This window comes from Nocardia sp. NPDC051321 (assembly GCF_044455225.1).
Classification (GTDB): Bacteria; Actinomycetota; Actinomycetes; order Mycobacteriales; family Mycobacteriaceae; genus Nocardia.
Genome location: NZ_JBITEM010000026.1, coordinates 1 through 26,760, shown reverse-complemented (window position 1 = coordinate 26,760; position 26,760 = coordinate 1). Strand labels below are relative to the sequence as shown.

Here is a 26,760-nt window from a genome sequence, read left to right as displayed (position 1 = left end):
CCCTTGATCATAAGGACGAAGACCCGGACGCGCGTGTCACGCGGGGCTCGGGCATGTCCTTTATTCTTGCGGCACATGTGTACGCGGTCGGTGCGACGCGACGAAGGGGGAGTCATGAGTGCGAGTCAGCGAGTGGAACGAAGGCACAGCACGCTTTTGCGAACGACGGAGCCGAGTGTCGGCAAGGGGGAGTTGTGAGTAATCCGCAATATCCGGGTGGGTACAACCCGTATCCGGCGTATTCGGCCGGAATGTCGGCGCCGAGCGGGGCGACCGCGATCACCGCCGGAGTGCTGGCTGCGGTCGGTGCGGTCGGCGAATTGTTCGGCGGCGGACTGAGTTTGGCGCTCGGGTTCATCGGCTCACGACTCGATGAATACGACACGACCGGGCTGTTCTCCCAAGATTGGTATCAGAGCTGGGCCATCGTGTCCGGTGCGCTCGGGCTGGTTATCGCGGTCGTGCTCGGGGTCGGCGCGGTCGCGCTGTTCGGCAGGAAATCGTTCGGCCGGGTGCTTATTGTCCTCGGCTGTGTCGCGGCGATCGCCACCGGAATCGTCGGTTCGGTGCTCTTCCACTCCCTCGCCACCACTTCGAACAGTTTGAGCTCCATCAGTGGTGGGATCGGCGGCCTGCTGGGTCTGATCTTCCCGATCGCCACGGCAATACTCGCGCTGCTGCCCGCGACGAGCCGTTGGCTGGCGCACATTCCGGTCGCCGCCGCCCCGCAGCAGTACGGCTACCCCTATCCCGGCCCGCCCCAGGCCTGGCCTCCCGCGCAACCGGGCGCCGCCGCTCAGATCGATGCGCAGCAGCCGCAAGCCGGATGGGGGCAACCCGCTCCGGTCTGGCCGCCTGTGCAGCCGGGCGCCGCGGCAGGCCCTGACCAGGCCGAAGGGCAGCAGTCGCAGGTTCCGCAGAGCCAGCCAGGACCGGGCTGGCAGCAGTCGGGACCCGCCGGTGGTCCCGCGCCCGCTGGTCAGGCCGCATGGCAGCAGGCGCCAGCAGGCAGCCCGCCCGCGCAACCTGTCCAGGCCTGGCCGCAACCCGCTGCTGCGGGAACCACTGACGAGGCCGACAAGCAGTCGGCCGCACCGCAACCCGTGTGGGGCGCACCCGCACAGCCAGGCCTCTCGGCCCCGGCTCAGCTGGGCGGACCACCCCTGGCGCCACAATCCCCGGGTGCCGCAATGCCGAACGATCAAGCCGCATGGCCGTCGCCCCAGTCCCCATCGGCCTGGGGCGCACCCGCTGCCATCGGACGCGACGATGAGACGGTGCTGCGGCCACCGTCGTCGGCTCCTGCCGCCCCACCACCGCCTTCGGATGACACCGCTTGGCGTCCACCGTCCGCGTAGCCGCGGGCACCGCGGACCACCTTCCTGGTGATACCCCCGTCACTGCGAGACGGTTGTCCGGCAGGATGGAATAGGTGACCCTCTTGCACCTGCCCAAGCCGAAGATGGTGGCGACCGACGTCGACGGCACCCTCATCGATCACGATGAGCGGGTCACCGCGCGCACCAAGGCCGCGGTGGACGCGCTGATCGGCGACGGTGTGCCGTTCGTGCTCGCCACCGGACGCCCGCCCCGCTGGATCGATCCGGTCGTCGACGGGCTCGGCTACGCGCCGCTGTGCGTGTGCGGCAATGGGGCGGTCATCTATGACAGCGCCACGGATCGGGTGCTGGCCAGCATGACGTTGGACGTGCCGACGCTGTCCTGGATCGCGGACGCGGCCGAGGAGGCGCTGCCCGGGTGCGGGCTCGCCGCCGAGCGGGTCGGCGAGAGCGCGCACGACGCGGTCACCCCGCAGTTCGTGAGCTCCCCGCTGTACGAGCACGCCTGGCTGAACCCGGACGACACCACGGTGGCCCGCCACGAGGTCATCGACGCGCCTGCGATCAAGATGCTGATCCGACTACCCGGCGCGCGCAGTTCCGACATGCGCGCGGTGCTTGCCCCGGTGCTCGGCGAGCGCGCCGACATCACCTACTCCACCGAGCACGGACTGATCGAGCTGTCCGCACCCGGCGTCACCAAGGCGTCCGGCCTGGCGATCGTCGCACAGCGCCTCGGCGTCGAGTCCGCGAACATCGTCGCGTTCGGCGACATGCCCAACGACGTCCCGATGCTCACCATGGCGGGCCACGGCGTGGCGATGGCCAACGCCCACCCCGAAGCCAAAGCCGCCGCCAACGAGGTCGCCGAATCCAACTCCGACGACGGCGTCGCCCGCATCCTCGAACGCTGGTGGATCTGATCTAGTCCTCGCGCGCGAATTCGTTTGCCGCGCAAGAAATTACCAGCTGGCTCATGCGCAGCGTGCGAGAAGATGCGCAGCGCGAGCGAGTGTGCCACCTCGGGTTGGGTGCGCGCACACCCGCGGCGCCGCGTCAGTGCCGGTTATCGCGGGGCGCGAATTTGCTTGGTGCGCAACAGCTTGCCTGCCGATGTGCGCGCGGTATGCGAAAAGATGAGGTGCCGTGAACGTGATCGGAGCTCGCGGCCGTTGATGGGATTACGGCGGCGAGCTCCGAGTGGGTTGGTAGCGGGTCAGCCCGCTGGTTCGGGGGCGGGGGTCGGGAGGAAATCTTCGGGGGCCGGGAACTGGAGAGCGTCGGGTGATGGGGATGGGAGGTCAGCGGGGGCCGGTGCTGCTGGAGCTTGCGTTTCGACGGGAGCCGGAACCTCAGCGGGGCTGGAGGATTCGGCGGGTGCGGGCGCGGCGGCCGGTGCGGGGCGACCTGCGTCCTGCGGGTGGGTGTCGTTGTAGGTCTTCCACACGGTGGTGACGATGCCGGTCACCTGGTTGAGGATCAGCGAACCGTATTGGAAGTCCGAGCGCTGGCCGTTCGGGACGTTGTAGGCGTCGCTCGTCGGGAGCCCGAGCACGCCTGTGTCGCCGCCGAGCTGCAGGAAGCGGTCGAGGATCTTGCCGAGCACCTCGATGATTTTGCCGTCCGGCGCGGTGTAGACGTAGCCGTTGGCGAACTTCGCGTACTGCTGGCCCTGCGCGGCGGGCATCGGCTCGGTCTGGGCGGCGCCGAGTGGTCCGCGGGGACCGCCCTTGTCCGCCCAGTGCTTGGCGATGGGGTTCTCGTTCACCATGCCGAGCAGCTTCTTGGTGAGCGCGGCCAGCGCGGAGAGGTCGGGCTTGTTGTGCGGTGCGGCCTGTGGGGCGGGGCTGTTCGCGGCGCCGTCGGTGCCGGTCCCGTTGTTCGCGTTGCTGTCGGTACCGTCGCCGTTTCCGCTGTTCGCGAGGCCGGTGCCGCCCGCGACACTCGCGGCGATCTCGCGAATTCGATCCATTTGCTCATAGGCGGCGTCGCCGGGGCAGGTGGTGTTGCCGACGTCGCGGTGGGCGAACACGATCGGCAGGTTGACCGCCTGGCCCATGGCGTACGAGGTGTACTCCGTGCCCTCGGAGTACATGACCGTCTTGCCCTGCGGATTGAGGTGTGCGATCTTGGCGCGCCAGCCGATGAAGTTGCCGATCGCCTCGATCGACTCCTCGGTGGGCGGGTCAACGGTGTAGTTGCCCATCAGCGCGACACCCGCGGTGTTCTCGTTGAAACCGCCCGCGTGCGCGCCCTGCACCGCGCGGTCGAGTCCGCCCGCGCGGCCCTCGAAGATCTGGCCGTACTTGTCGACAAGCGCGTTGTAGCCGATGTCGCACCAGCCCAGCGTTTGCGCGTGATAGGTGTAGATCGCGCGGACGATGCCCGCGGACTCTTCCGGGGTGTAGTCGTTGCGGCCCGCGGTGTGATGCACGGTGATGCCGCCGAGGCCGTCCTTGCCGGGACCGTCGTCGTAGGTGGGTTCTTCGCAGCGAATACTCTCGTCGGCGCCCCAGCCCTCGCGGGAGATCACCTTGGGTCCGCCGCCGGGCGCGGGCGCGGCGACCTTGTGCAGCGCGCCGTCGATGGCGCCGCGACCCGGATCGATGAGCACGGCGGTCAGATCGATGCCCGACATCTGCGCGGGATCGTCCGAGCGCGGTGCGGGCTGGTCCGGTGCGCCGGTGTCCGTTGCGGTCGTGGCGGCGTTCTTGCGGGTGACCAGCATCTGCACGGCGTTGGTTGTGCCGACGTAGAGCGGCTCGGTGCCGGTCTTGCCGCCTGCCGCGGCGCGGTCGGTACGGCGGGTGTCCACCGGTTCGGTGTTGAACCAGGGCCCCCAGCTGCCGTCGGGTTGCCGGGCGCGCAGCGTCGCCTTGGTGTGCGTCAGATCGGCGGCCGTGAGGGCGACCACGCTGAAGGGAGTGTCCCTGGAAAGCTCCTTGACCTGCGCGCCGACCTGGTCGGCCAGTGCGGGCGGGACCGCGCCCGGAGCCAGCGCGGGCGTGTCGGGGGTGGTGCCCGGTTCGAGTCGGCTGGGATCGGCGATGAAACGGGTGCCGCTCGGAGCAGATTGAGCCGGTGCCTGGGCGGTCTGCCCCGAATTGGCGACCTGGCCCGGAATGGTGTTTTGATCGGGCGCGGTGACCGGCTCCGGGCGGGAGTTCTGCGTCGGCGCGGTGACCGGTCCTGGAAGCGAGTTCTGGGTCGGCGCGGCGGCCGGGTTCGGAATTGTGTTCTGGCCTGGCGTTATAGCCTGCCCCGGAATGGTGTTCTGACTCGGCGCAATGGCTTGGCCCGGAATGCTGTTTCGGTTCGGCGTGGCTGCCTGCCCGGGAAAACTGTGCTGATTCGGCGCGGCGGCCTGCCCGGGAAATGGTGTCTGCCCTGGCGCGAGGCCCTGCCCGGGAGTGGCGTTCGATCCAGGTGTGGTGCTCTGACCTGGCGCGCTCTGCTGGCCGGGAGTGGCCGGGTGGGGACCATTCAACTTCGGTAGCGGAATTTCTTTCGGTAGCTGCACACCCGGTGGCAGTGGTAGTCCATCCGGAATGGGAATGGACGCTGGTAGCGGCAGCATGCGCAGATCCGACAGGTGCAGATCCGGTAGATCCAATCCGGTGAGTTCGCGCAGCGGAAGCACGATGTCGGGCGCCGAGTTCAGCACGACCTCGGCCAGCTGCGCCGGTACGGCGGCGAGCTCGGAGCCGGTGGTCGCGCGATAGTCGGGCGAGTCGCTCATTGTGAGCGCTGCGAGCGGGGCCGCTACCGCAAGGGTGGTGACAACCGGGAGGACGTAGGAACGTTTCGGTTTGCGGTAGGGCACGAGCGTCTCCATTCAGGTCGAACCAGTGATCGTGTGCAAAACCAGGGTTGCTTCCTGATGTATCAACGATCACAATAGTCACAACTGTCACATATCTAAACCTCTGGTTGAGGATTATGTGATTGCTCGAATGTAGCTCTCGGAATGCGGCCGGATGGAACGACATGCCGACAGGTATCCAATCCGCCCGGCCCCGGAATACCGTGGGAGTGAACGGATGCGACGCCACAAAGCACCGGAACGAAAGAGCACGGGGGGAGCACAAATGCGGGTGAAATCCGCGCGCAAAGCAAAACGAGCGGCACGCCGGGGGCAGCGTCGGCGCGGGCCGGGACAACCTGCGCTATCCGTGCGTTCGCTGCTGGTCACCGGCGGTGCGACGCTGACGGTCGGTGCCGTGCTCGTGCTGTGGGTGTGGCCGGGGGAAACGCCGTACCGGACCGTGGCGGGACCAGGCCACGGGCGCGGGATGAGTCAGTTGGGGGCATTGGCGAACGCTCAGGAGGGGCAGACCGCGGAAAACATCCTCGCGCACTATTACCCCGGCGCCACGCTCGGCACCGTTCCGGCAAACACGGTGGCGATCCGGCTCACCGCCCAGGACGACGCCACCCTGGACACCTTCGCGGGCGCCGGTCTTCGCGTCGCCGGTCAGCTGGTCGAGGCCGGGCAGGCCGCACATCTCACCCCGCTGCCCACCGGCGGCGCGAACGTGGTGGTGACGGTCGGCTGCGACGGCGACGTGCTGTGGCAAGCGGCCACCGACGACCCGTGGGTCTATCCGATCGACCCGGGACCGAACCGTCCCGCCGCCGAACACCTGACCCTCTGCGGTGGTTCGGCGTATCGCGGTGTGCTCGGGGTGGCGACGGAGAACGGCGCGGCGCGCACCGTCAACCGCGTCGACGTAGAGGACTACCTGCTGGGTGTGATTCCGGCCGAGGTGCAGGCCAACTGGGCAGACAAGGGCGGAGTCGAAGCTTTGCGCGCGCAAGCAATCGCGGCCCGCTCGTATGTCCTTGCCGAGCATCGTTTTCCGTTCGCGCAAAGTTGTGACACCACCGACTGCCAGGCGTATCCCGGTACGGCGAAGGAGGATCCGCGCGCGGCCGCCGCCGTCGCGTCCACCGCGGGGACCGTCCTGCTGCGCGACGGGCGAATCCTGCGGTCGGAGTACTCCTCCGCGCCCGGCGGCGGCGAACCTGCCGACATCTACACCTTCGAGGTGGGGCCCGCACTGAGCGATCTCGCGCCCAATGCGCCGACCGCTCCGGTGGATCCGCGCACGAAGGTCGCGGTCGGCGAATCACCGATCGATGTGGAATATCGCCGGATCGGCGGCGCGGCAAGCAAAGTCGGCCAGCCCCTCGGCCCGGAGATGGCGTTGCCGCAGAACGCGGGCAGGTATCGGATGTTCACCAACGGCGTCATCATCTCGACAGCCACCCTCGGCACCCAAGTTGTCGACTTCACCACCCTGCTGCAGTTGGTACCGGATCCGCCGACACCGAAGAGCGGCCCATCGAATGCCAGCGTGCCCCCCGCCCCTCCGGGTGCGGTTGTGCCACAGCAGGTTCCGCCAGCGCCGAGGACCGGGACGCCCGGTGCCATCGCACCACAGGCGCCGTCAGCTGCGAGTGTTCCGCCGGTGCCTGACCCTGCGTCATCCGGCATCGCGGCGTCGCCGTCAGCTGCGAGTGTTCCGCCAGCGCCTGGGGCCGCATCAACAGGTGCCATTGCGCCGCCGGACTCGTCGGCCGGGAATGTTCCGCTGGCGTCTGAACCAGCGCCATCGGATGCGATCGCAACGCCTGGGTCCCCGCCGCCGGTGAGGGTGCCGTCGGCGTCGTCGGAGGCGGTTGTGCCAGAGCAGGTTCCGTCAGCGCCTGAGCCCACACCAGCCGGTGGCATCGCGCCGCCGGACCCGTCGGCTGGGAGTGTTGCGCCAGTGTCCAGGGCAGCGTCATCTGATGGCATCGCGGCGCCGGTGTCGGCCGGGAGTGTTCCACTGGCGTCTGAACCAGTGCCATCGGATGCCAACGCAACGTCTGAGTCCGCGCGGCCTGCGAGTATGTCGCCTGAGGTCAGCGGAGCGCCTGTGTCCGAGTGGGTTCGGTCTCGTGCGAGCGTTTCGTCGGTGGTTGGGTCCGCGCGGTTGGGTGGTATCGGAGTGCTTGTCTCCGAGTCGGTTCCGTCTGGTGCGAGCTCAGTGGCCGCGGCGGTTTCGGCCGTTACGGGGGTGCCGTCCGCAACGGCCGATGTCAGCACAGTGCGTGGGGTCGAACCGGGTCCTGCCGATGCCGATGTGCCGTCGGAATTCGAGTCCGAGCCGTCGGCCACCGACGTGCCCTCGGTGCCGGAGACAGCGTCGTCCGGGGTCAGCACACTGCCGGTGCCCGAGGCGGTCCCGTCGGGGGTGGGTGTGCCGCCCGTGTTCGAGTCCGCGCCGCCGATCGGCTTCGTGCCACCCGTCAATTCGGCGTCACCCGGGAGCACGGTCGCGCCGACGACCGCGGCTACGCCGACACCGCGTCCGACGCCGGGGATTCCGATCCCGTCGAGGGGTGCGACGAGTAGCCCGATATCGCCCGGGTCGTCGGGGACTGCTGCCACACGGCGGTGAGGGTCGGTCTAGGCGGACATTCTCGTTGCGCTGCAACGGTATAAGCACGCCGGGCGTCGAAAGTGTCCGGCCAGACCGGGCTTACCGCATACCGCGGCTCAGTCTTCTACCTCATCCCCCAACGATTCCGCCAGCGTCCGCAACAACCCCGCGAGCTGCTCACGCGATTCCATGTTCAACGCCGCGAGTATCCGCTGCTCGTTCGCCATATGTTTCGGCAGCAGGTCGTCGATCGTCTGACGACCGGCAGGGGTGAGCCGGACCCGGATCACTCTGCGGTCTTCCGGGCACGGCATGCGCTCGACCAGCCCCTTGGCCACCAGCCGGTCGATCCGGTTGGTGATCGCGCCCGAGGTCACCATCGCCACCTTGATCAGCGCGCCCGCGGTGAGGCCCGCTTCGCCGCCGGAACGGCGCAGCGTGGCGAGCACGTCGAACTCCCAGAATTCGATCCCGAACTCGTGGAAGAAGTGCTTGAGCTCCTGCTCGAAGAGGCGCGACAACCGTTGGATGCGGCCGATCACGGCCATCGGCGAGACGTCGACCTCCGGCCGCTCCCGATTCCAGTGCTGGATGAACAGGTCCACCGCGTCTGCCATGGCCGCTCCTCTCTACATTGAGAACCTTAACATTGATTTACTTGACGCTGAGGTACTCGGGCGAGTAGATATTTCAACGTTGAGATTATCAATGAGGAGCGAACGACATGACCACTAGCACCACCCCGCGCACCGGAAACTCGTACGCGGGCACCCTGGCGCTCACCGCCCTCACCCCGATCGTCTGGGGCTCCACCTACGCCATCACCACCGAGTTCCTGCCGCCGGACCGCCCGCTGTTCACCGCGCTCATGCGCGCACTGCCCGCCGGCCTTGCACTGCTCGCCATCACCAGGGTGCTGCCGCGCGGACGTTGGATCGGCCGGGCCGCCGCGCTGGGCATGCTGAACATCGGTGCCTTCTTCCCGCTGCTGTTCCTCGCCGCGTACCGGCTGCCCGGCGGTGTGGCCGGCGTGCTCGGCGCGGTCGCGCCGATGTTCGCGCTCGGCCTGGCCACCGTCGTGCTGGCCGAGAAGCCCAACGGGCGCAAGGTGCTTGCCGGTCTGATCGGCGTCTTCGGCGTCGCGCTCGTGGTGCTGCGGGCCAACGCGCAACTCGACACCGTCGGCGTCGTCGCCGGACTAGGCGGTGCCGCGTCCATGGCGGCGGGCACCGTACTCACCCAGCGGTGGGGTCGGCCGACGGGCGTCGGCCCGCTCGCGCTGACCGGCTGGCAGCTCACCGCCGGTGGTCTGTTCATCCTGCCGCTCGCCCTGCTCGTCGAGGGTGCGCCGCCCGCGCTGGACGCCGACGCGATCGGTGGCTACCTGTACATCGGCATCGTCGGCACCGCGGCGGCCTACTGGCTCTGGTTCCGCGGGATTTCCAAGGTGCCCGCCACCTCGGTGGCCTTCCTCGGTCTGCTGAGCCCGGTGTCGGCGGCCGTGATCGGCTGGATCGCGCTCGGTCAGGCGCTCAGCCCACTGCAGATGATCGGCCTGGTGATCGCGCTGGCAGGCACCGTGTTCGGTCAAATGGCCGGTAAGCCGAAGGCGGCCACTGTCGCGGAACCGGCCGTGCCCGTCCCGGCGGCGGCGCGCTGAACCGCCGATAAAGCGGGTTGACCTTGACGTAGCGTCAACTTGCATGCTGGTTACACCGACGAGATGAGAAGGGAGAACAGGTCGTGAGCACTGAATGGTCCATCCAGGATCTGGCCAAGGCGGCCGGTACCACCAGCCGCACGCTGCGCCACTACGGCCAGTTCGGGCTGCTGCCGCCGAGCCGGATCGGCACCAACGGATACCGCTACTACGACCAGGGCTCCCTGCTGCGGTTGCAACGCATCCTGCTGCTGCGAGAACTCGGCCTCGGCCTCCCGGTCATCGCCGAAGTCCTTGCCGGAGAACAGGACACCGGTGCCGCACTGCGCACGCACCTGGAACTGCTTCGGCAGGAACAGGATCGGATCCGGCGCCAGATCTCCTCGGTGCAAACCACGCTGCAAAAGACGGAAAGAGGTGAACAACTCATGGCCGCAGAAGTTTTCGACGGCTTCGACCACACTCAGTACAAGGATGAGGTGATCGAACGCTGGGGCAAGGACGCCTACGAAAGCGGCGACAAATGGTGGCGCTCGATGAGCGAGGCACAGAAGAAGGCGCACTTCCAGACCCACTTGGACATCGCCGCCGACTACGGCAGGGCACACGCCGCCGGGCTGGCGCCCGACAGCGCCGAGGTGCAGGCCATCGTCGCCAGGCACCGCGCCTGGATCGGCGAGGGCTGGCAGGGCGAGGCTGTGCTGAAGGAGGCCTTCATCGGCCTCGGCGAGATGTATGTCGCGGACCCGCGTTTCGGGGCCAACTACGACGTGCACGGCGCGGGCACCGTGGAGTTCGTCCGCGACGCCATGAAGGTCTACGCCGAAACACAGCTGTAGATCGCGCCCAACACCCGGCCGGTACGCATACTGAATGCGTGCCGGCCGTCGGCGGAGAGAGGGCATCCGAGCAATGACATACGCCAGTGAGAGTCGGCAGGCGCCGAGCGGAGTGGTCGCGACCACCGCGGCGGTGCTGGCCCTGTTCGTCGGGCTGTGCAACCTGTGGGGCGAACGAACCGTACTGAACGCACTGCGCGGCGGCCCGCACATCGACAAATCCTTCGCCGCCTTCTCCATGCTCGGCGCGTTACTCGCCGCGATCGCCCTGATCTACGGCGCCGTCCAGTTGCTCCGCCGCGACGAAACCGCCCGCTATATCCTCATCCTCACCTCGGGCCTGCTGACCGCCGCCGCCCTCGTCGCCCTCGTCTGCGCGCTCTTCGGTTACCAGCCCGACTACGGCATCGATTGGCTCCCCGAGCAGCGGCAGTCACTCGAAATCCGCAACGGCAATTTCGACGGCCTCGTCGGTACCCTGACCGCCCTGCTGCATCGCGAGTGGATCGCCTCGCTGACCGCCGCGGTCCTGCCCTTGGCCGTCTTCCTCCTGGCCTCCTCCGGCCTCACCACTCGCTGGGTCGCCTACCAGCCGCCCCGCCCGTATCTCGAAACCTCCGATAGCGAAACGACTTTCGCCGCCATCGACACATGAAGTACGGCCGACAGTTACGACCGGCCGTCTTCGGGTTGTCCTCGAAGGGACTGCATCAGTTGGGCTTCCGAGATCGGGGGAACCGGCAGCGGGTGGGCCGCGGTAGCGCGGAGACCGTCGAGGGTCAGGGCTAGGTGGCGGCGCCACGCTTCGGGGGCGATGGTGGCGGTGGCCTCCAGGATTCTGGTGTGTGACCAGGTGATGAAGGCGATGTCCTCGAGCACCCAGTCCGAGCGCAGGGCGCCGGATCGCTGGGCGCGGCTGATGATTCGGCGCATGATGCCGTGGCCGTATTCCTGCGCGTCGGCGATGGCGTGGCTCGGGGCCGCGCGGACGGCCAGTTCGCTGAGTAGGCGGTCGGCAGCTTGGAGTTCGCAGACCTTTTCGACCAGATAGACGAACGAGTCCCACGGGTCGTCGATGGCGAGGGCTTCCTCGGCGATGCGGCCGCCCGCTTCGATGCGGTCCTCTACGGCGGCGGCGATGAGGTCGTCGCGGGTGGGGAAGCGGTTGTAGAGGGTGCCGATGGCGACGCCCGCGCGGGCCGCGATCTCTTTGAGCGGCGCGTCGAGGCCGCGTTCTTCGAAGACCGCGCGGGCCGCGGTCACCAGCGCGTCGCGGTTGCGGCGGGCCCGGGCTCGGTGTGGGAACCGCGCGGCGCTTCGGGCGCGAGGGGTTTCGGGTGGCGGTGATCGGCAGAAACCCGGACAAGGCGCAGCGGCATGTGGACGAACTCGTCGCAACTCGCGATCGAACTACAAGGCACCGGCGTCTACGCGGGCCTGCTCGACATCGGCGCGTTGATCGGCAACAGCAAGGCTGAACAGCTCGTCGACGAACACCCTGAGCTGTTCCCGGCCGACCTCGAGATCATCCGCATGACCAATGACGAACTGGGCGAACACTATTGGCGTATGTACACCGACCGCGACCAAGTGGAGGTCGAGGTCGGCTTCCCGGGCTGACGAGCGCAAATGGTTACCGCCGTCGATGGCCAGGAACCCGCCGCAACTTCCGGCCCGCCGACATACTCGATCGCGTCCCGCGCCGAACCGCTGAGGTTATAAAGCCTCCATGACCGTCAAGTCCACTATCGGCAAACTTCCGGCGAAATTGGGATGGCTCGGGCACGAAAACGTGCGTGGACCCGGTCTGGTGATGTGCCCCGCACGACTCCACCCAGACCTCGCGCGGACTTCCGATACTCTGGGCTCCCGTGACCGTCGCATCGTCCCCGGGTAACTCCGCCAACTCCACCTCACAGTTCGATCTGATCGTCGTCGGCTCCGGATTCTTCGGGCTGACCGTCGCCGAACGCGCCGCTACCGAGCTCGGTAAACGCGTGCTGGTGCTCGATCGTCGCTATCACCTCGGCGGTAACGCCTACTCGGAGCCGGACCCGGATACCGGGATCGAGATCCACAAGTACGGCGCGCACCTGTTCCACACCTCGAACAAGCGGGTCTGGGATTACGTCACCAAGTTCACCGAGTTCACCGGGTACCAGCACCGGGTCTTCGCGCTGCACAAGGGGCAGGCCTACCAGTTCCCGATGGGCCTCGGCCTGATCTCCCAGTTCTTCGGCCGCTACTTCACCCCGGATGAGGCGCGCAAGCTGATCGCCGAGCAGTCCGCGGAGTTCGAGGCCAAGGACGCGCAGAACTTCGAGGAGAAGGCGATCTCGCTGATCGGGCGCCCGCTGTACGAGGCGTTCATGCGCGACTACACCGCCAAGCAGTGGCAGACCGACCCGAAGGAACTGCCCGCGGGCAACATCACCCGCCTGCCGGTGCGCTACACCTTCGACAACCGCTACTTCAACGACACCTACGAGGGCCTGCCCAAAGAGGGTTACACGAAGTGGCTGGAAAACATGGCCGCCTCGGAGCTCATCGAGGTCAGGGTGAACACCGACTGGTTCGACGTGCGCGACGAGCTGCGCGCCGCGAACCCGGACGCCCCGGTCGTCTACACCGGCCCGCTGGATCGCTACTTCGACTACCAAGAGGGCGAACTCGGCTGGCGCACCATCGATTTCGAGACCGAGGTGCTCGACACCGGTGACTACCAAGGCACCTCGGTGATGAACTACAACGATGCGGACGTGCCCTTCACCCGCATCATCGAGCCGCGCCATTTCCACCCTGAGCGCGACTACCCGAAGGACAAGACGGTCATCATGCGCGAGTTCTCTCGCTCCGCGCAGACCGGCGACGAGCCGTACTACCCGATCAACACGCCGGAGGACCGCGCCAAGGTGTCGGCCTACCGCGCGCTCGCCAAGAAGGAAACCGCAACGGACAAGGTCCTTTTCGGCGGCCGCCTCGGCACCTACCAGTACCTGGATATGCACATGGCCATCGGCAGTGCGCTCAGCATGTTCGACAATGTGCTGCGTCCGCACTTGGAGACCGGTGCGCCGCTCGCTGACGAAAGTGCAGAATGACCTCCCAATCCATTTTGGAAGAGATGACCACCGAGACCCGCGCGAAATCGCTGCTGCAGCGGATCATCCTGCCCCGGCCGGGTGAGCCGCTCGACGTGCGCACCCTCTACGTCGAGGAATCCAAGACCAACGCCAAGCGCGCGCACGCCGCCACCCGCACCTCGCTGTCCATCGGTGCGGAGTCGGAGGTGTCGTTCTGCACCTACTTCAACGCGCTGCCCGCCAGCTACTGGCGGCGCTGGAGCATCCTCGAGTCGGTGGTGCTGCGCCTGGAGCTGGCCGGTCACGGCCGGGTGGACGTCTACCGCTCGAAGGCGGATGGTTCACGAATTCATGTGCAGGGCAAGGAATTCGCCGTATTGCCCGGCACCGAATCGGTGGATGTGGAGTTCGAGGCCGACCTCGGCCCGTTCGAGGACGGCGGCTGGATCTGGTTCGACATCACCACCGACACGGCGGTCACGCTGCTGTCCGGCGGCTGGTACGCCCCGGTCGAGGCGCCCGACCGGGGCAGCATCGCGGTCGGCATGCCTACCTTCAACCGGCCCACCGATCTGGTGAAAACCCTTGCCGCCCTTGGCTCGGACCCGCTGGTACTGGATAAGGTCGCCGCGGTGATCGTCGCCGATCAGGGCAACCGCAAGGTGGTCGACGAGCCCGGCTTCACCGAGGCCGCCGCGCCGCTCGGCGACCGGCTCGCCATCCACGATCAGCCCAACCTCGGTGGTTCCGGCGGCTACAGCCGGGTGATGTACGAGGCGTTGAAGACCACCGACGCCGAGTACATCGTCTACATGGACGACGACATCGAGATCGAGCCCGACTCGATCCTGCGCGCGCTGGCCTTCGCCCGGTTCGCCAAGTCGCCCGTGCTGGTCGGCGGGCAGATGCTCAATCTGCAGGAACGCTCGCACCTGCACAGCATGGGTGAGGTCGTCGACCGCGGCATCTTCATGTGGACCTCCGCGCCGAATGTCGAGTACGACCACGACTTCTCGAAGTATCCGCTCAAGGACCGCGACAACTCCAAGCTGCTGCACCGGCGCATCGACGTCGACTTCAACGGCTGGTGGACCTGCGTGATTCCGCGCCGGGTCGCCGAGGAGATCGGCCAGCCGCTGCCGCTGTTCCTGAAGTGGGACGACGTCGAATACGGGCTGCGCGCAAGGGATCACGGCTACCCCACGGTCACCCTGCCCGGTGCCGCGGTGTGGCACATGGCGTGGAGCGACAAGGACGACGCCATCGATTGGCAGGCGTATTTCCACCTGCGCAACCGGCTGGTCGTCGCCTCGCTGCACATGCCGGGTAACGGGCGCGGCATGGTCGTCAACACGGTCAAGGCGACGCTGAAACACCTGCTGTGCCTGGAGTATTCGACGGTCGCCATTCAGAACTTGGCGATCGAGGACTTCCTCGCGGGTCCGGAACGGCTGTTCCAACTGTTGCCGAGTGCGCTCGGCGCGGTGCACGCGCTGCGCAAGCAGTACCCCGACGCGGTCATCCTGCCGTCGTCCACCGAACTGCCGCTGGCCAGCCACCTCGAGGTCGGCGCCGTCGCCGAGCCCGCTAACCCGATCGCCAAGGTGGTCCGGCTGGCCAAGGGCGTGGTGCACAACTTCCGCCCGGCGCACCCGCAGCACCACGAGATCCCGCAGCTGAACGTCCCGACGCTGGACGCGCGATGGTTCTTGCTGTCGCAGGTCGACGGGGTTACCGTCACCACCGCCGACGGACGTGGCGTCGTCTACCGCAAGCGCGACCCGCGCCAGGCCCTCGGCCTTTTCCAGGAAGCCCTGCGCCTGCGCAAGGAACTGGCCGCCCGCTTCCCCGAGATGCAGCAGCGCTACCGCGCCGCCCACCCGCAGCTGACCAGCAGCGCGGCCTGGGAAAATGCCTTCGGCATCGGTGCAGAGACGAAGGGTGACAAGTCGTGAGTGTCGCGGACAACACCGCGGTGAACAAGCCGCTGCAGAGCACGAACGGCCACGGCGGACCGGTGTCCGCGGTGCCGTCGACCAAACCGGCGTCGCCCGAGGTGAAGATCATCAACGCGGTGCAGGCCAGGATCGCCACACCCGAGGTGATCAAGGCGGCCCGCGGCATGTCGCATTTCGGTGAGCACGCGCTCGGCTGGGTCGGCATCGCCGCGGCGGGCTGGCTCGTCGACAAGCCGCGGCGCAGGCAGTGGGCCGGGGTCGCGGTCGGCGCGGTCGGCGCGCACGCCGCCTCCATCGTGATCAAGCGGGTCGTCCGGCGGCCCCGCCCCAACGATCCGTCGGTGCAGGTCAACGTGTCGACGCCGAGCAAGCTGAGCTTCCCGTCCTCGCACGCCACCTCGACCACCGCGGCGGCGGTGTTGCTCGGCAGATTGACCGGGCTACCCTTGCCTGCGGTGCTCGTCCCACCGATGCTGCTTTCCCGGGTCGTCCTCGGGGTGCACTATCCCTCCGATGTGCTCGCTGGTTCGGCGCTCGGTGCCGCGTCCGCCGCCGTTGTGCTTGCCGCCGAAAAGAGACTCGATGACCGCCACAGAAAGAGCTTTGGTAGTTGAACATGAGGGAGCGAAGCGAGCGAATCATGACACAGCGTGCATCGCACATGACGCAGCCGAGCGCCAGCGAGGCGGAGTCATGAGCGAAGAGCCGACTGGTGCCGACCTAGCTGAAGCGGTTGTCAAGGGGCCGCCGAAGACGTTGGCGGGCGGGTTGTTCAAGGCTGTCCGGCCGCGGCAGTGGGTCAAGAATGTCCTGGTGCTCGCGGCTCCGCTGGCCGCGGGCACGGTCAACGAGATCGACGTGCTCGCGCATGTCGGCATCGCCTTCGTGGTGTTCTGTCTGGCGGCCTCCGGCATTTACCTGGTCAACGACGCGCTCGACGTCGAGGCGGACCGGGCGCACCCGACCAAGCGGTTCCGGCCGATCGCCGCGGGCATCGTCCCGGTGAACCTGGCCTACACGCTGTCGGTCGTGCTGCTCGTCGCCTCGATCGCAGGCTCGTTCCTCGCGTCGTGGAACCTGGCCGTGGTGATGGCGATCTACATCGGCATCCAGCTGGCCTACTGCTTCGGCCTCAAGCACCAGGCGGTGCTGGACATCTGCATCGTGTCCTCGGGCTTCCTGCTGCGCGCGGTCGCCGGTAGCGCGGCCGCGAATATCGCTCCGTCGCAGTGGTTCCTGCTGATCATGGCGTTCGGTTCGCTGTTCATGGCGGCAGGCAAGCGCTACGCCGAACTGCAGATCGCGGTGAGCACGGGCGCCAAGATTCGCAAGTCGCTCGAGTACTACACGCCGACCTATCTGCGCTTTGTCTGGACCCTGTCGGCCACAGCCGTCGTGGTGTTCTACGGTCTGTGGGCGTTCCAACAGGACAACCTAAAAGACACCAATTGGTACGCAATCTCGATGATTCCGTTTACCATCGCAATCCTGCGCTACGCGGTCGACGTCGATGGCGGCGAGGCCGGTGAACCTGAAGAGATCGCTCTGGGGGATCGTGTCCTCCAGTTACTCGCAATCGCCTTGATCGGAGCGGTAGGTGTCGCTGTCTATCTCACCTGACGAGATGTTGGTAGCGGGAGTGGAGCAAGAGGAATACGCGAACGAGGGGCCGGCTGTGCAGCCGGCCCGCTCGGCGTCGCGGTACGCCTTGCTATCCCGTGCCACGTTCGTCGGTGGGATCGCGCTCACCGTGGTCCTTTTCGCCGTCGGCGGCTGGCAGCGCCGCTGGATCGCCGACGACGGCCTGATCGTGCTGCGCACGGTGCGCAACCTGCTGGCAGGCAACGGACCCGTCTTCAACGAGGGCGAGCGCGTCGAGACCAACACCAGCACCGCATGGACCTACATCGTCTGGTTCTTCAGCTGGCTGACCCAGGCGCGACTCGAGTACGTGGTGCTCGGCATCGCGTTCACCCTGTCGCTGGCCGCGGTCGTGTTCGCCATGCTCGGCGCGAGCAGGCTGTGGGGCGGCCCGAAGTCGGTGCTGCTGCTGCCCGCCGGGATGCTGGTCTACATCGCCATCCCGCCTGCCCGCGACTACGTCACCTCGGGGCTGGAGAGCTGCCTGGTGATCTGCTGGCTCGGCCTGCTGTGGTGGCAGCTGATCCGCTGGAGTCAGGCCGAGCGCGTCCGGTTGCCGGGTCTGCTCGGTCTGGTTTTTCTCGCGGGCCTGGCCCCGCTGATCCGCCCGGAGATGACGCTGGTCGGCGGCCTCGCGCTGCTGATGATCGTCATCGCGCCGATGCCGGAGTCCCGGCTGCGTCCGATCGTGTTGCGCGGCTTGATCATTCTGGTCGCGGGCCTGGTGCCGATGGGCTACCAGATCTGGCGGATGGGCTACTACGGCCTGCCCTACCCGAACACCGCGGTCGCCAAGGACGCGGGCGGCGCCAAGTGGCACCAGGGCTTCATCTACCTGTGGGATCTGGTCGGCCCGTACTACCTGTGGGTGCCGTTGCTCGTGCTGCTCGTCGCGGGAGTCGTCGCGGCGCGTAGTAAGGCCGCCGAGCCGGTGGATCCGGACGGACGGCATGCCGGCGCCGAGGAGCAGTCCCGGTGGAACGCGCGCCGGATTCGGGAATGGTTGCGCTCGCCCGCCGCGGTGGTCACGCTGGTGCTGCTCAGCGGATTCGTCCTCACCATCTACGCGCTGCGCGTCGGCGGCGACTTCATGCACGGCCGCATGCTGCTTGCGCAGCTGTTCCTGTTGCTGCTGCCCGTCGCCGTGGTGCCGATCCGGTTGCCGGTGGGTGGGCTGCGTTCCGCGACCGCCGCCGACTGGTCCTTCGCGGTGGTGCTCTTCGCGTTGCTCGGCACGGCGGGCTGGGCGCTGTTCGCCGCCAACACCACCGCGATCAAGTCCGGCACCAAGATCACCTCGACCGGCATCGTCGACGAGCGGGTCTACTACGTCCTCAATACCGGCCACGATCATCCGATCCTGGCCGAGGACTACCTGGACTACCCGCGTATCCGGCCGATGGTCGACAACATCACCGAGACCCCGAACGGCGGCCTGCTGCTGAACTCGCCGTCGTTCATGTTCTGGTATATCGCGCCGCCGCCGCAGCCGATTCCGGCGGGCGGCGCCGGGCACACCGTCTACTTCCTCAACCTCGGTATGACCAGCATGAACGTTCCGCTGAACGTGCGCGTCATCGATCAGATGGGCCTGGCCTATCCGCTCGCCGCGCACACCGAACGGCTCACCGACGGCCGGATCGGACACGACAAGGCGCTGTACCCGGACTGGGTCATCGTGGACACCGGCATGGTGGACAAGAAGCCGTGGATGCCCTGGTACCTGGACGAGAAGTGGGTGACCCAGGCGCGCACCGCGATGTCCTGCCCCGCCACCGAGGCGTTACAGATCTCCTACCGCGACCCGCTCACCTTCGAGCGGTTCCGGCACAACTTGAAGCACGCGCTGACCTTCGCCAAGTACCGGATCGACAGAGTGCCCAAGTACGAGATCGAACGGTGCGGTTTGGTGGACCCGTTCCCCAAACCGGTACCGGCCCCGCGCTGAGTCGATCCCTGCTGACGGACCGTGTCGAGTCCGAATGATCAATAAGCACACTGGGTCCCCTTCACAGGGGGCCCAGTTGCTGCATTGGGCAGGTTTCACAAAATTGGGGTACACCCCTCTGTCTCGGTTCGATAACGCCCTTGTCACGATGACGCGCTAGGCTGCGAAAGTACGCCCGTCATGACGTCCACTAGTTGAGGGCATCGGCGGGTCATCGTGAGACAACAGCCGGTGCTGTTGCATGAACGAGAGGTCGAAACTGATGCGAGGCGTGTTCGGGCGTCTGAATACTCGAAGAGCCGGATCGTGGCTGAAGCGTTCGGCGCTGGTGTCCATGGCGATTCTGCTGCCGCTCGGGGTGTCGGTGGCAGGCCCGGCCGGACCGGCGTCCGCGGCGTTCAACCCGGACGGCTTCGATTTCTGGGTCGACTCGGAGATGGGCCCGATCAAGAACCGGGTCTTCCGTGCCGCCGACGGCAACACCGGCCGCGTGGTCTACGCGCTGGACGGTATGCGGGCCAGGCCGGATCTGAACGGCTGGGAAGTCGACACCGAGGTCGTGCGCGAGCTGACCAAATGGAACATGAACGTCGTGATGCCGGTGGGCGGTCCGTCGAGCTTCTACGCCGACTGGACCGGGCCGAGTAATTTCTTCGGCCTCGGCAGCGCGGGTTCGTCGTCCACCGGCTCGGCCAACTCCGGCTCCGGACTGCTCTCGGGCTCCGCGGGCATGGGTAAGACGAATACCTACAAGTGGGAAACCTTCCTCACTCAGAATCTGCGCAACGCGCTGCGCGATCGCCTCGGCTTCAATCCGAACGGCAACGCCGTGTTCGGCCTGTCCATGGGTGGCAGCGCGGCGCTCACCCTGGCGGCCTACCATCCGGACCAGTTCCGTTATGCCGGTTCGTATTCCGGCTACCTGAACATCTCGGCGCCGGGTATGCGCGAGGCGCTGCGGGTGGCCATGCTCGACGCGGGCGGCTTCAATATCGACGCGATGGCGCCGCCGTGGGGTCCGCAGTGGCTCCGGATGGATCCGTTCGTCTTCGCGCCGCGTCTCAAGGCCAACAACACCAGGCTGTGGGTCTCGGCGGGCAGCGGTCTGCCGAGCGGTGCCGATGGTCTGAGCTTCAACACCGTCAACGCGATGGGACTCGAGGCGCTGGCGCTGGCCAACACCCGCGCGTTCCAGGTGCGGATGGCCACGCTGGGCGCGAGCAACGCCACCTACGACTTCCCGGCCGTCGGTGTGCACAACTGGACCTACTGGGCCGATGAGGTCTACCGGATGATCCCGGATATGTCCGCCAATATCGGGTGATTCACGGGTAAGTCTGTTCGAAAGGCCGCCCGGTGCCGAGTGCACCGGGCGGCCTTTTCGTTTGCCAGGCGTCCAACCGGTGTTCGGTAACGAATGAGAAGGGTAGCGGCGGGCGAGTTGTGGCATGAGTCACTTTCCAGCAACATATAAGCTTCCGATGCCGATTGATACACGAAGAACATGCACAGAGGTCGATTCGTCCGGTTTCGGTGGACGGCGGCACTCAGTGTCCGCAACGGGGGCCGGTCGAGATCGCCAGCTGTTTGCCCCCCGGCCGCCCGAACGAAAGGTCGAGTTAGATGCGAATTACCCGCTGGAAAGGTAGATCCGGTACGTCCGGAGCGACTGGTTCGTGGGTGAAGCGATCCGCACTCGGGGTCGCCGTGGCTCTGTTGCTGCCCTTCGGTATCGCGGCAGCGGGCAGTGGTGCCATCGCATCGGCGGGCATGGACCCCGGCGCGTTCGACTTCTGGGTCGATTCCGGCATGGGCCCGATCAAGACCCGCGTGCTGCGCGCCAGGGACGGCAACACCAACCGGGTCGCCTACGTACTCGACGGCATGCGTGCGCCGGAGACGCTGAACGGCTGGGAGATCGAGACCAACGTTCCCGCGGTCCTGGCCGACGCGAACATCAACGTGGTCATGCCCGTCGGCGGCATGTCCAGCTTCTACGCCGACTGGAATGCCCCGAGCGAGCTGGCGGGCATCCCGGCGGGCTCCGGCTCGTCCTCCGGCTCCGGCGCGCTGAACATCCTGGCCGCCGGTCCCGGCAAGAGCTACCGGTACCAGTGGGAGACCTTCCTGACCCGCGACCTGCGCAACGCGCTGCAGGAGCGGCTCGGCTTCAATCCGAATCGCAACGGCGTGTTCGGCCTGTCCATGGGCGGCAGCGCGGCGCTCACCCTGGCCGCGTACCACCCGGATCAGTTCAGTTTCGCCGGTTCGTACTCCGGCTACCTGAACATCTCGGCGCCCGGCATGCGTGAGGCGATCCGCATCGCCATGCTGGACGCGGGCGGCTACAACGTCGACTCGATGGCGCCGCCGTGGGGTCCGCAGTGGCTGCGGATGGATCCGTTCGTCTTCGCGCCCAACCTGGTCCGCAACGGCACCCGCCTGTGGATCGCCGCGGCCAGTGGCCTGCCGACGGCGAACGATGGACCGAGCTTCAACACCCTCAACGGAATGGGCCTGGAGGCGCTGGCGCTGGCCAACACCCGCGCGTTCAACGTGCGGATGGCGACGCTTGGCGGCGGCAACACCGTCTACTCCTATCCGGCCTACGGTATTCACGCGTGGAACAACTGGACCGACGAGGCTTACCGGATGATCCCGGACATGTCCGCCAATATCGGCTGACGAATTCGTCCTGAACAGACCGCCCGGCGCTATCGAGCGCCGGGCGGTCTGTTGTTTTCGCATCGGCCGACGGATATCGCGAGCATGATTGGCTGGTAGATCGCTGGTGAACGAATTGCGATCTTCTCGTGGTCGGTTGTCGCGGAAAAACCGCGCGATCGGCAAATCTTTGGTTTTCGTCACGATCCGGCATCACAGCGCGTTTTCCGAAGGTTTCCGCGCGAATTCGCGCTGGAAGCCGTCGATGCTGAGTGTCGATCTGCATGCGGTCAACGGCGAGCGCACGGGCGAAAGGTCGAATCGATGCGATCAGGCGGAGTACGCGGGACGGTTGCCAGTGTGCGCGAATCGGCGCACAACCGCTGGTTTCGGCGTTCGGTCGCGGGCCTGGTGTTGGCCATCGCGCTGCCGTTCGGCGCCGCGCTCGGCGGATTCGGCGCGACCGCGCAGGCCGGCTACGACCCGCGTGGCTTCGACTTCTGGGTCGACTCCAGCATGGGCCCGATCAAGTCCAGGATCTTCCGCGCCGCCGACGGCAATACCCGGCGGGTGGTCTACGCGCTGGACGGCCTGCGCGCCCGCAACGACCTGAGCGGCTGGGAGATCGACACCGACATCTCCCACGTGCTGCCGCAGTGGAACATCAATGTGGTGATGCCGGTCGGCGGACAGTCCAGCTTCTATTCGGATTGGATTGCGCCGAGTAACACCAACGGCCAACAGCAGCCCTACGCCTGGGAGAGCTTTCTCACCGAGAATCTGCGCTGGGCGTTGCGCGACCGCCTCGGCTTCACCCCGCGCGGCAACGGCGTGTTCGGCCTGTCCATGGGTGGCAGCGCCGCGCTCGCGCTGGCCGCCTACCATCCCGACCAGTTCCGTTATGCCGGTTCGTATTCGGGTTACCTGAACATCTCGGCCCCTGCGATGAAGGAGGGGCTGCGGCTGGCCATGCTCGACGCGGGCGGCTTCAACATCGACGCCATGTGGGGTCCGCCATGGGATCCGCGCTGGCTGCGCAACGATCCGTTCATGTTCGCGCCGTTGTTGCGTGACAACGGAACTCGGCTGTGGATCGCCAGCGGCAACGGCCTGAACGGACCGCGTGATGTGATCAACAGCCCGATCGACGGCTACCACCTCGGCAACGCGATGGCGCTGGAAACGATCGCGCTCGCCAACACCCGTGCGTTTGAAGCGCGGATTAACAGTCTCGGATCGAGCAACTCGGTGTTCGTCTACACCCCGGTCGGCGTGCACAGCTGGAACTACTGGCAGGATCAGGTGTTCCAGATGCTGCCCGACCTCAGTGCGCATTTAGGCTGACTTGAAATCGCGGCGCTCCCTTGGTTCTCCGTGGATACCCGGCGCTGCCGCGGCCGGCCCGCCGCGGGTAGCTGACACTTCCGGCCATCAGATGAAAATTTGGTGTTCCGGCACGACAATCACCGGGGGAACGCGATAGGGTCACCGCACCATCACAGATTGCGTACGGGCGGATTTCGGCCACCTGGTTGCCTCGGCCTTGCTAAGGCCACGGGTGTCGAATATCGTCCAGCGAGCGCAAGTGTGACCAGATCGTTGTTTCGCAGTCGCCTGCGCCGGAATGTCGGGGTCCGGTGCGTGGCGGTGTGCGTCTCGTTGGCAGCACTGGTGCGGTTGCGCCCCTCGCGGGTCGCCTACGGCACCACAACAGGCAGAAAAGCAGAAAGAGAGCAGGATTCATGCGTTTCGGCAGGGCGGCCGCGCCGATGAGAACGAAATCGGGACGGCGAGGCGCACCTCGTGGTTGGCGTAATCGAATTCTGGCTGTCGGTGCCGCTGCATTGGCGCTACCGATCGCCGCGGGTGTGGCGGCCCCGATCGCCACCGCGGCGCCGGTGCACGCACCGGTATTGCGTGCCCCGGCAGGTGGATTCGAAGATCTGATGGTCCCGTCCAGCATGGGCCCCATCAAGGTCCAGGTGCAGTGGGCATCGCGCGGCGGCAACGCGGCGCTCTACCTGCTCGATGGACTCCGGGCGCGTGACGATCGCAACGCGTGGTCGTTCGAGACGAACGCACTGCAGCAGTTCGGCGGCGACAACATCACCCTGGTCATGCCGGTCGGTGGTCAGTCCAGCTTCTACACGGACTGGTACCAGCCGAGCAACCTGAACGGCCAGAAGGTCACCTACAAGTGGGAAACCTTTCTGACCAAGGAACTTCCGGCCTTCCTCGAGGGCTACGGCGTCTCCCGCACCAACAACGCGGTGGCCGGTCTCTCGATGGGTGGCAGCGGCGCGCTCGCGCTTGCCGCGTACCACCGCGAGCAGTTCAAGTACGCCGCCTCCTACTCGGGCTACCTGAACATCTCCGCGCCGGGCATGCGTGAGGCGATCCGCGTCGCGATGCTGGACGCGGGCCGCTACAACGTCGACTCGATGGCGGCGCCGTGGAGCCCCGCGTGGCTGCGGATGGACCCGTTCGTGTTCGCGCCGCAGCTCAAGGGCCTGCCGATGTACATCTCGGCGGCCAGCGGCCTGCCGGGCCAGTACGACTCGCCGAACTCGGCGGTCGGTGTGTTCAACACCGGCAACGCGATGGCGCTCGAGGCGCTCTCGCTGGTCAACACCCGGGCGTTCCAGGCTCGCCTGGCCTCGCTGAACATCCCGGCCACGTTCGACTTCCCGGCCCAGGGCACGCACTCCTGGAAGTACTGGGAGGGCGAGCTCTTCAAGTCCCGCAACGGCATCCTGGACGCCACCGGCGCCTGGTGATCCGCTGATCGACCGCTCAGGCCGTACCCACTCGGGTACGGCCTGAGTTACGTTTCGGGACAGCTGGTTTCAACGGATGCCGGGTGCGGTATCTATCTACTCACACATCATTTGTCCCGGTAAGACCGCTTCGGCGCCGCGGCTTCCAGCACGGAAGCGGTGGCGCCGGATGCGTTGTGCGAGCCCGCAAAACGAACATGAGGGTTTTCTTATCGTGCGTGTCCTCCCCGGAACACGGCGCGCACGGGAGTAGAAAGCTCTTGTGGCAGGGATTCGGCGCGGCAGATGGGGGAGACGCGAGCGTCGTGGCGCTCGTCCGGCTCGCGGGCGGTTAGTGCTGCTCGCCACCGCCATGGTGATCCCGTTGGCCGCGGGCATCGCACCCGCCTACGCGCAGCCGGCGCCGGCCCCGGCGCCCGGTCCCGCCCCGGAGGCGGTCGCCCCGGCGACCGTGCAGAAGGTGATCTGGCTGACCGACCGCCGGGTCGCGCTGTGGATCAATTCGCCGTCGATGGCCACGCCGATCCAGGTGCAGCTGCTGCTCGCCAAGGACTGGAACACCCGCCCCGACGCGCGCTTCCCGGTGCTGTACCTGCTCGACGGCCTGCGCGCCGAAGACGACGAGAGCGGCTGGACCAAGGACGCGGGCGCCGTCGACTTCTTCGCCGACAAGAACGTCACCGTGGTGCTGCCCGTCGGCGGCCAGTCCAGCTTCTACTCCGACTGGGTCCAGCCGAACAACGGCAAGACCTATAAGTGGGAGACCTTCCTGACCAAGGAGCTGCCGCCGCTGCTGGAGGGTGACTGGCGGGCGACGGATGTCCGTGGCATGGAAGGCCTTTCGATGGGCGGCACGGCGGCCATGTTCCTCGCCGCGCGCAATCCCGGCTTCGCCAAATACGCCGCGTCCTACTCGGGCTTCCTCACCACCACCACGATCGGCATGCCGCAGGCTATCCAGTTCGCCATGCGCGACGCGGGCGGCTACGACGTCGGCGCCATGTGGGGCCCGCCGACCAGTCCGGAATGGGCCGCGCACGACCCGTACACGCAGGCGGACAAGCTGAAGGGCGTTTCCCTTTACGTCTCCAGCGGCAGCGGCGCCACCGGGCCGTTCGATCAGGCGTCCGGCATTCCCGGCGTCAGCACCAACTATGCGGGCATGGGACTGGAGATCCTGTCGCGGCTCACCTCGCAGAACTTCGTCACCAAGCTCGGCAGGCTGGCCATCCCCGCGCAGGTGAATTACCGCCCGTCCGGCACGCATTCGTGGCCCTACTGGGACTTCGAGATGCGGCAGTCCTGGGCTCAGGCCGCCACCGCGCTCGGTGTCGATCCAGGCAAGACCGGCTGCACCGTCGGCGGCCAGATCGCCACCGTGGCCGCGGCGAACAACTGGCTCGGCGACTGCCTGTCCGCCGAGTACCCGGTGGCGGGCGGTGTGGCGCAGGACTTCCGGTCCGGCCGGGTCTACTTCACACCGGCGGGCGGCGCGCATCCGGTCGGCGGCATGATCGGCGGCGGGTATCAGGCCGCGCAGGGCGCCGCCGGACCACTCGGACTGCCGATCAGCGATGAACGCGGGCTGCCGGACGGCAAGGGCCGCATGCAGACCTTCCAGAACGGCGCGCTGTACTGGACCCCGCAGACCGGTGCCCAGGTGGTGCGCGGCGCGATCCTCGACGAGTGGGGCAAGCAGGGCTACGAGGGCGGCCCAGCCGGCTACCCGGTCGCACCCGAGGTGAAGACCCCGAACCGCGACGGCGCCGTGCAGTCCTTCGAGAACGGCCCGTTCTACTACAGCGCCAAGACCGGCGTGCACCGCGTCCAGGGCATGATCCTCGGCAAGTACGCCCAAATGGGTTACGAGAACAGCTGGCTCGGCTTCCCGCTCAGCGAGGAGCAGCCACTCAAAGACCTCGGCCGCTACAGCCATTTCGAGGGCGGCAACGTCTACTGGAGCCCCCTGTCCGGCACCTGGGCCGTCAAGAACGGCCCCATCATGGACGCCTGGCAGGTACTCGGCTACGAGAACGGCAAACTCGGCTACCCCATCAGCGACGAGTTCCCCGTCCCCGGCGGCGTCCAGCAGAACTTCCAAACCGGCTTCATCGTCATCAAAGACGGAAAACCAGAAGTACACGGCCTGTAATAGTTTGGCCACCCCCACGCTTGGCTAACACCATGTGGCCGTCCCCATCCCTGGCTGACCCCGACAGAGACCTACCCCTCCCAACCCAGCCCCAACAAAGCGAGTCTTACGAGCGACCCGTTCGTGTGGCTAACACCGACCGAGACCTGCCCCTCCCGACCCAGCCCCGCACGGAGCGAGTCTTACGAGCGACCGTTCGTGGCCCGTCTCGCGTCCGAGTGGTCGAAGCGCATGCGCCGCAGGCGCGAGTCTCGACCGCTCGGACGCGAG

20 protein-coding genes are annotated in these 26,760 nt (G+C 67.0%); 17 read left to right on the top strand and 3 right to left on the bottom strand.

The annotated features are described in order from the left end of the window. Positions 1-194 precede the first annotated feature (194 nt). Both ACIA8C_RS41160 and ACIA8C_RS41155 read left to right on the top strand, forming a co-directional pair. Positions 195-1,358 (top strand): hypothetical protein, encoded by a 1,164-nt coding sequence (locus ACIA8C_RS41160; protein ID WP_397144602.1) that lies wholly within the window; start codon positions 195-197, stop codon positions 1,356-1,358. 104 nt (positions 1,359-1,462) lie between these two features. Beyond that, positions 1,463-2,263, top strand: a complete 801-nt coding sequence (locus ACIA8C_RS41155) for an HAD family hydrolase (protein ID WP_397144726.1) — start codon at positions 1,463-1,465, stop codon at positions 2,261-2,263. 293 nt (positions 2,264-2,556) lie between these two features. Here the strand turns inward: ACIA8C_RS41155 and ACIA8C_RS41150 are convergent, their stop codons facing one another. Then, on the bottom strand, positions 2,557-5,175 hold the full coding sequence (locus tag ACIA8C_RS41150; RefSeq protein WP_397144600.1) for an N-acetylmuramoyl-L-alanine amidase: 2,619 nt from the start codon (positions 5,173-5,175) through the stop codon (positions 2,557-2,559). Positions 5,176-5,512: 337 nt separating this feature from the next. Here ACIA8C_RS41150 and ACIA8C_RS41145 point away from each other — a divergent pair, with 337 nt between their 5' ends. Next, the gene (locus tag ACIA8C_RS41145) at positions 5,513-7,786 is read left to right on the top strand and encodes a SpoIID/LytB domain-containing protein (protein ID WP_397144598.1); all 2,274 of its coding nucleotides are present in this window, start codon (positions 5,513-5,515) and stop codon (positions 7,784-7,786) included. 98 nt (positions 7,787-7,884) lie between these two features. Here ACIA8C_RS41145 and ACIA8C_RS41140 read toward each other — a convergent pair whose 3' ends face one another. Then, positions 7,885-8,385, bottom strand: a complete 501-nt coding sequence (locus ACIA8C_RS41140; RefSeq protein WP_397144596.1) for a MarR family winged helix-turn-helix transcriptional regulator — start codon at positions 8,383-8,385, stop codon at positions 7,885-7,887. Between the two features lie 107 nt (positions 8,386-8,492). Here ACIA8C_RS41140 and ACIA8C_RS41135 point away from each other — a divergent pair, with 107 nt between their 5' ends. The 3 genes from ACIA8C_RS41135 (at position 8,493) to ACIA8C_RS41125 (ending at position 10,922) form a co-directional block, all read left to right on the top strand. After that, entirely contained in the window at positions 8,493-9,428 is a 936-nt protein-coding gene (locus ACIA8C_RS41135; protein ID WP_397144594.1) for an EamA family transporter, read from the top strand. A gap of 83 nt (positions 9,429-9,511) precedes the next feature. Then, positions 9,512-10,267, top strand: coding sequence for a TipAS antibiotic-recognition domain-containing protein (locus ACIA8C_RS41130; RefSeq protein WP_397144592.1), 756 nt, complete (start codon positions 9,512-9,514; stop codon positions 10,265-10,267). A gap of 73 nt (positions 10,268-10,340) precedes the next feature. Beyond that, complete coding sequence (locus ACIA8C_RS41125) at positions 10,341-10,922, top strand: hypothetical protein (protein WP_397144590.1); 582 nt, start codon at positions 10,341-10,343, stop codon at positions 10,920-10,922. Positions 10,923-10,936: 14 nt separating this feature from the next. Here ACIA8C_RS41125 and ACIA8C_RS41120 read toward each other — a convergent pair whose 3' ends face one another. Continuing rightward, positions 10,937-11,530: a TetR/AcrR family transcriptional regulator gene (locus tag ACIA8C_RS41120; protein WP_397144588.1), complete on the bottom strand. Its 594-nt coding sequence runs from the start codon at positions 11,528-11,530 to the stop codon at positions 10,937-10,939. A 114-nt stretch (positions 11,531-11,644) separates the two neighbouring features. On the opposite strand from ACIA8C_RS41120, the gene ACIA8C_RS41115 reads away from it, so the two are divergent. The 11 genes from ACIA8C_RS41115 (at position 11,645) to ACIA8C_RS41065 (ending at position 26,490) form a co-directional block, all read left to right on the top strand. Further along, positions 11,645-11,887, top strand: coding sequence for a hypothetical protein (locus tag ACIA8C_RS41115; RefSeq protein ID WP_397144586.1), 243 nt, complete (start codon positions 11,645-11,647; stop codon positions 11,885-11,887). Positions 11,888-12,138: 251 nt separating this feature from the next. Beyond that, a complete protein-coding gene (gene glf, locus ACIA8C_RS41110; RefSeq protein ID WP_397144584.1) occupies positions 12,139-13,368 on the top strand; it encodes a UDP-galactopyranose mutase in 1,230 nt (409 codons plus the stop codon). After that, a complete protein-coding gene (locus ACIA8C_RS41105) occupies positions 13,365-15,305 on the top strand; it encodes a glycosyltransferase (protein ID WP_397144582.1) in 1,941 nt (646 codons plus the stop codon). Before glf ends, ACIA8C_RS41105 begins: the two co-directional genes overlap by 4 nt. 62 nt (positions 15,306-15,367) lie before the next feature. Further along, entirely contained in the window at positions 15,368-15,922 is a 555-nt protein-coding gene (locus tag ACIA8C_RS41100; protein ID WP_397144724.1) for a phosphatase PAP2 family protein, read from the top strand. 79 nt (positions 15,923-16,001) lie between these two features. Further along, positions 16,002-16,928 carry a decaprenyl-phosphate phosphoribosyltransferase gene (locus tag ACIA8C_RS41095; protein WP_396991829.1) on the top strand — a complete coding sequence of 309 codons (927 nt, stop codon included), beginning with the start codon at positions 16,002-16,004 and terminating at the stop codon, positions 16,926-16,928. Between the two features lie 4 nt (positions 16,929-16,932). After that, positions 16,933-18,897, top strand: coding sequence for a flagellar motor control protein ZomB (zomB, locus tag ACIA8C_RS41090; protein ID WP_397144580.1), 1,965 nt, complete (start codon positions 16,933-16,935; stop codon positions 18,895-18,897). A gap of 241 nt (positions 18,898-19,138) precedes the next feature. Further along, on the top strand, positions 19,139-20,221 hold the full coding sequence (locus ACIA8C_RS41085; RefSeq protein WP_397144578.1) for an alpha/beta hydrolase: 1,083 nt from the start codon (positions 19,139-19,141) through the stop codon (positions 20,219-20,221). A gap of 299 nt (positions 20,222-20,520) precedes the next feature. Further along, positions 20,521-21,582: an alpha/beta hydrolase gene (locus ACIA8C_RS41080; protein ID WP_397144576.1), complete on the top strand. Its 1,062-nt coding sequence runs from the start codon at positions 20,521-20,523 to the stop codon at positions 21,580-21,582. Positions 21,583-21,885: 303 nt separating this feature from the next. After that, positions 21,886-22,905, top strand: a complete 1,020-nt coding sequence (locus ACIA8C_RS41075) for an alpha/beta hydrolase (RefSeq protein WP_397144574.1) — start codon at positions 21,886-21,888, stop codon at positions 22,903-22,905. Between the two features lie 398 nt (positions 22,906-23,303). Continuing rightward, positions 23,304-24,338, top strand: coding sequence for an alpha/beta hydrolase (locus ACIA8C_RS41070; protein WP_397144572.1), 1,035 nt, complete (start codon positions 23,304-23,306; stop codon positions 24,336-24,338). Between the two features lie 352 nt (positions 24,339-24,690). Beyond that, a complete protein-coding gene (locus ACIA8C_RS41065; RefSeq protein ID WP_397144722.1) occupies positions 24,691-26,490 on the top strand; it encodes an alpha/beta hydrolase-fold protein in 1,800 nt (599 codons plus the stop codon). Positions 26,491-26,760: the final 270 nt, after the last annotated feature.

Coding starts and splice junctions, on each gene's coding strand:
- ACIA8C_RS41105 (WP_397144582.1), top strand. CDS start 13,365: ATGACCTCCCAATCCATTTTGGAAGAGATGACCACCGAGACCCGCGCG.
- ACIA8C_RS41135 (WP_397144594.1), top strand. CDS start 8,493: ATGACCACTAGCACCACCCCGCGCACCGGAAACTCGTACGCGGGCACC.
- ACIA8C_RS41125 (WP_397144590.1), top strand. CDS start 10,341: ATGACATACGCCAGTGAGAGTCGGCAGGCGCCGAGCGGAGTGGTCGCG.
- ACIA8C_RS41085 (WP_397144578.1), top strand. CDS start 19,139: ATGAACGAGAGGTCGAAACTGATGCGAGGCGTGTTCGGGCGTCTGAAT.
- ACIA8C_RS41150 (WP_397144600.1), bottom strand. CDS start 5,175: ATGGAGACGCTCGTGCCCTACCGCAAACCGAAACGTTCCTACGTCCTC.
- ACIA8C_RS41095 (WP_396991829.1), top strand. CDS start 16,002: ATGAGCGAAGAGCCGACTGGTGCCGACCTAGCTGAAGCGGTTGTCAAG.
- ACIA8C_RS41080 (WP_397144576.1), top strand. CDS start 20,521: ATGCGAATTACCCGCTGGAAAGGTAGATCCGGTACGTCCGGAGCGACT.
- ACIA8C_RS41065 (WP_397144722.1), top strand. CDS start 24,691: ATGGTGATCCCGTTGGCCGCGGGCATCGCACCCGCCTACGCGCAGCCG.
- ACIA8C_RS41075 (WP_397144574.1), top strand. CDS start 21,886: ATGCGATCAGGCGGAGTACGCGGGACGGTTGCCAGTGTGCGCGAATCG.
- ACIA8C_RS41115 (WP_397144586.1), top strand. CDS start 11,645: ATGTGGACGAACTCGTCGCAACTCGCGATCGAACTACAAGGCACCGGC.
- ACIA8C_RS41070 (WP_397144572.1), top strand. CDS start 23,304: ATGCGTTTCGGCAGGGCGGCCGCGCCGATGAGAACGAAATCGGGACGG.
- zomB (WP_397144580.1), top strand. CDS start 16,933: ATGTTGGTAGCGGGAGTGGAGCAAGAGGAATACGCGAACGAGGGGCCG.
- ACIA8C_RS41140 (WP_397144596.1), bottom strand. CDS start 8,385: ATGGCAGACGCGGTGGACCTGTTCATCCAGCACTGGAATCGGGAGCGG.
- ACIA8C_RS41155 (WP_397144726.1), top strand. CDS start 1,463: ATGGTGGCGACCGACGTCGACGGCACCCTCATCGATCACGATGAGCGG.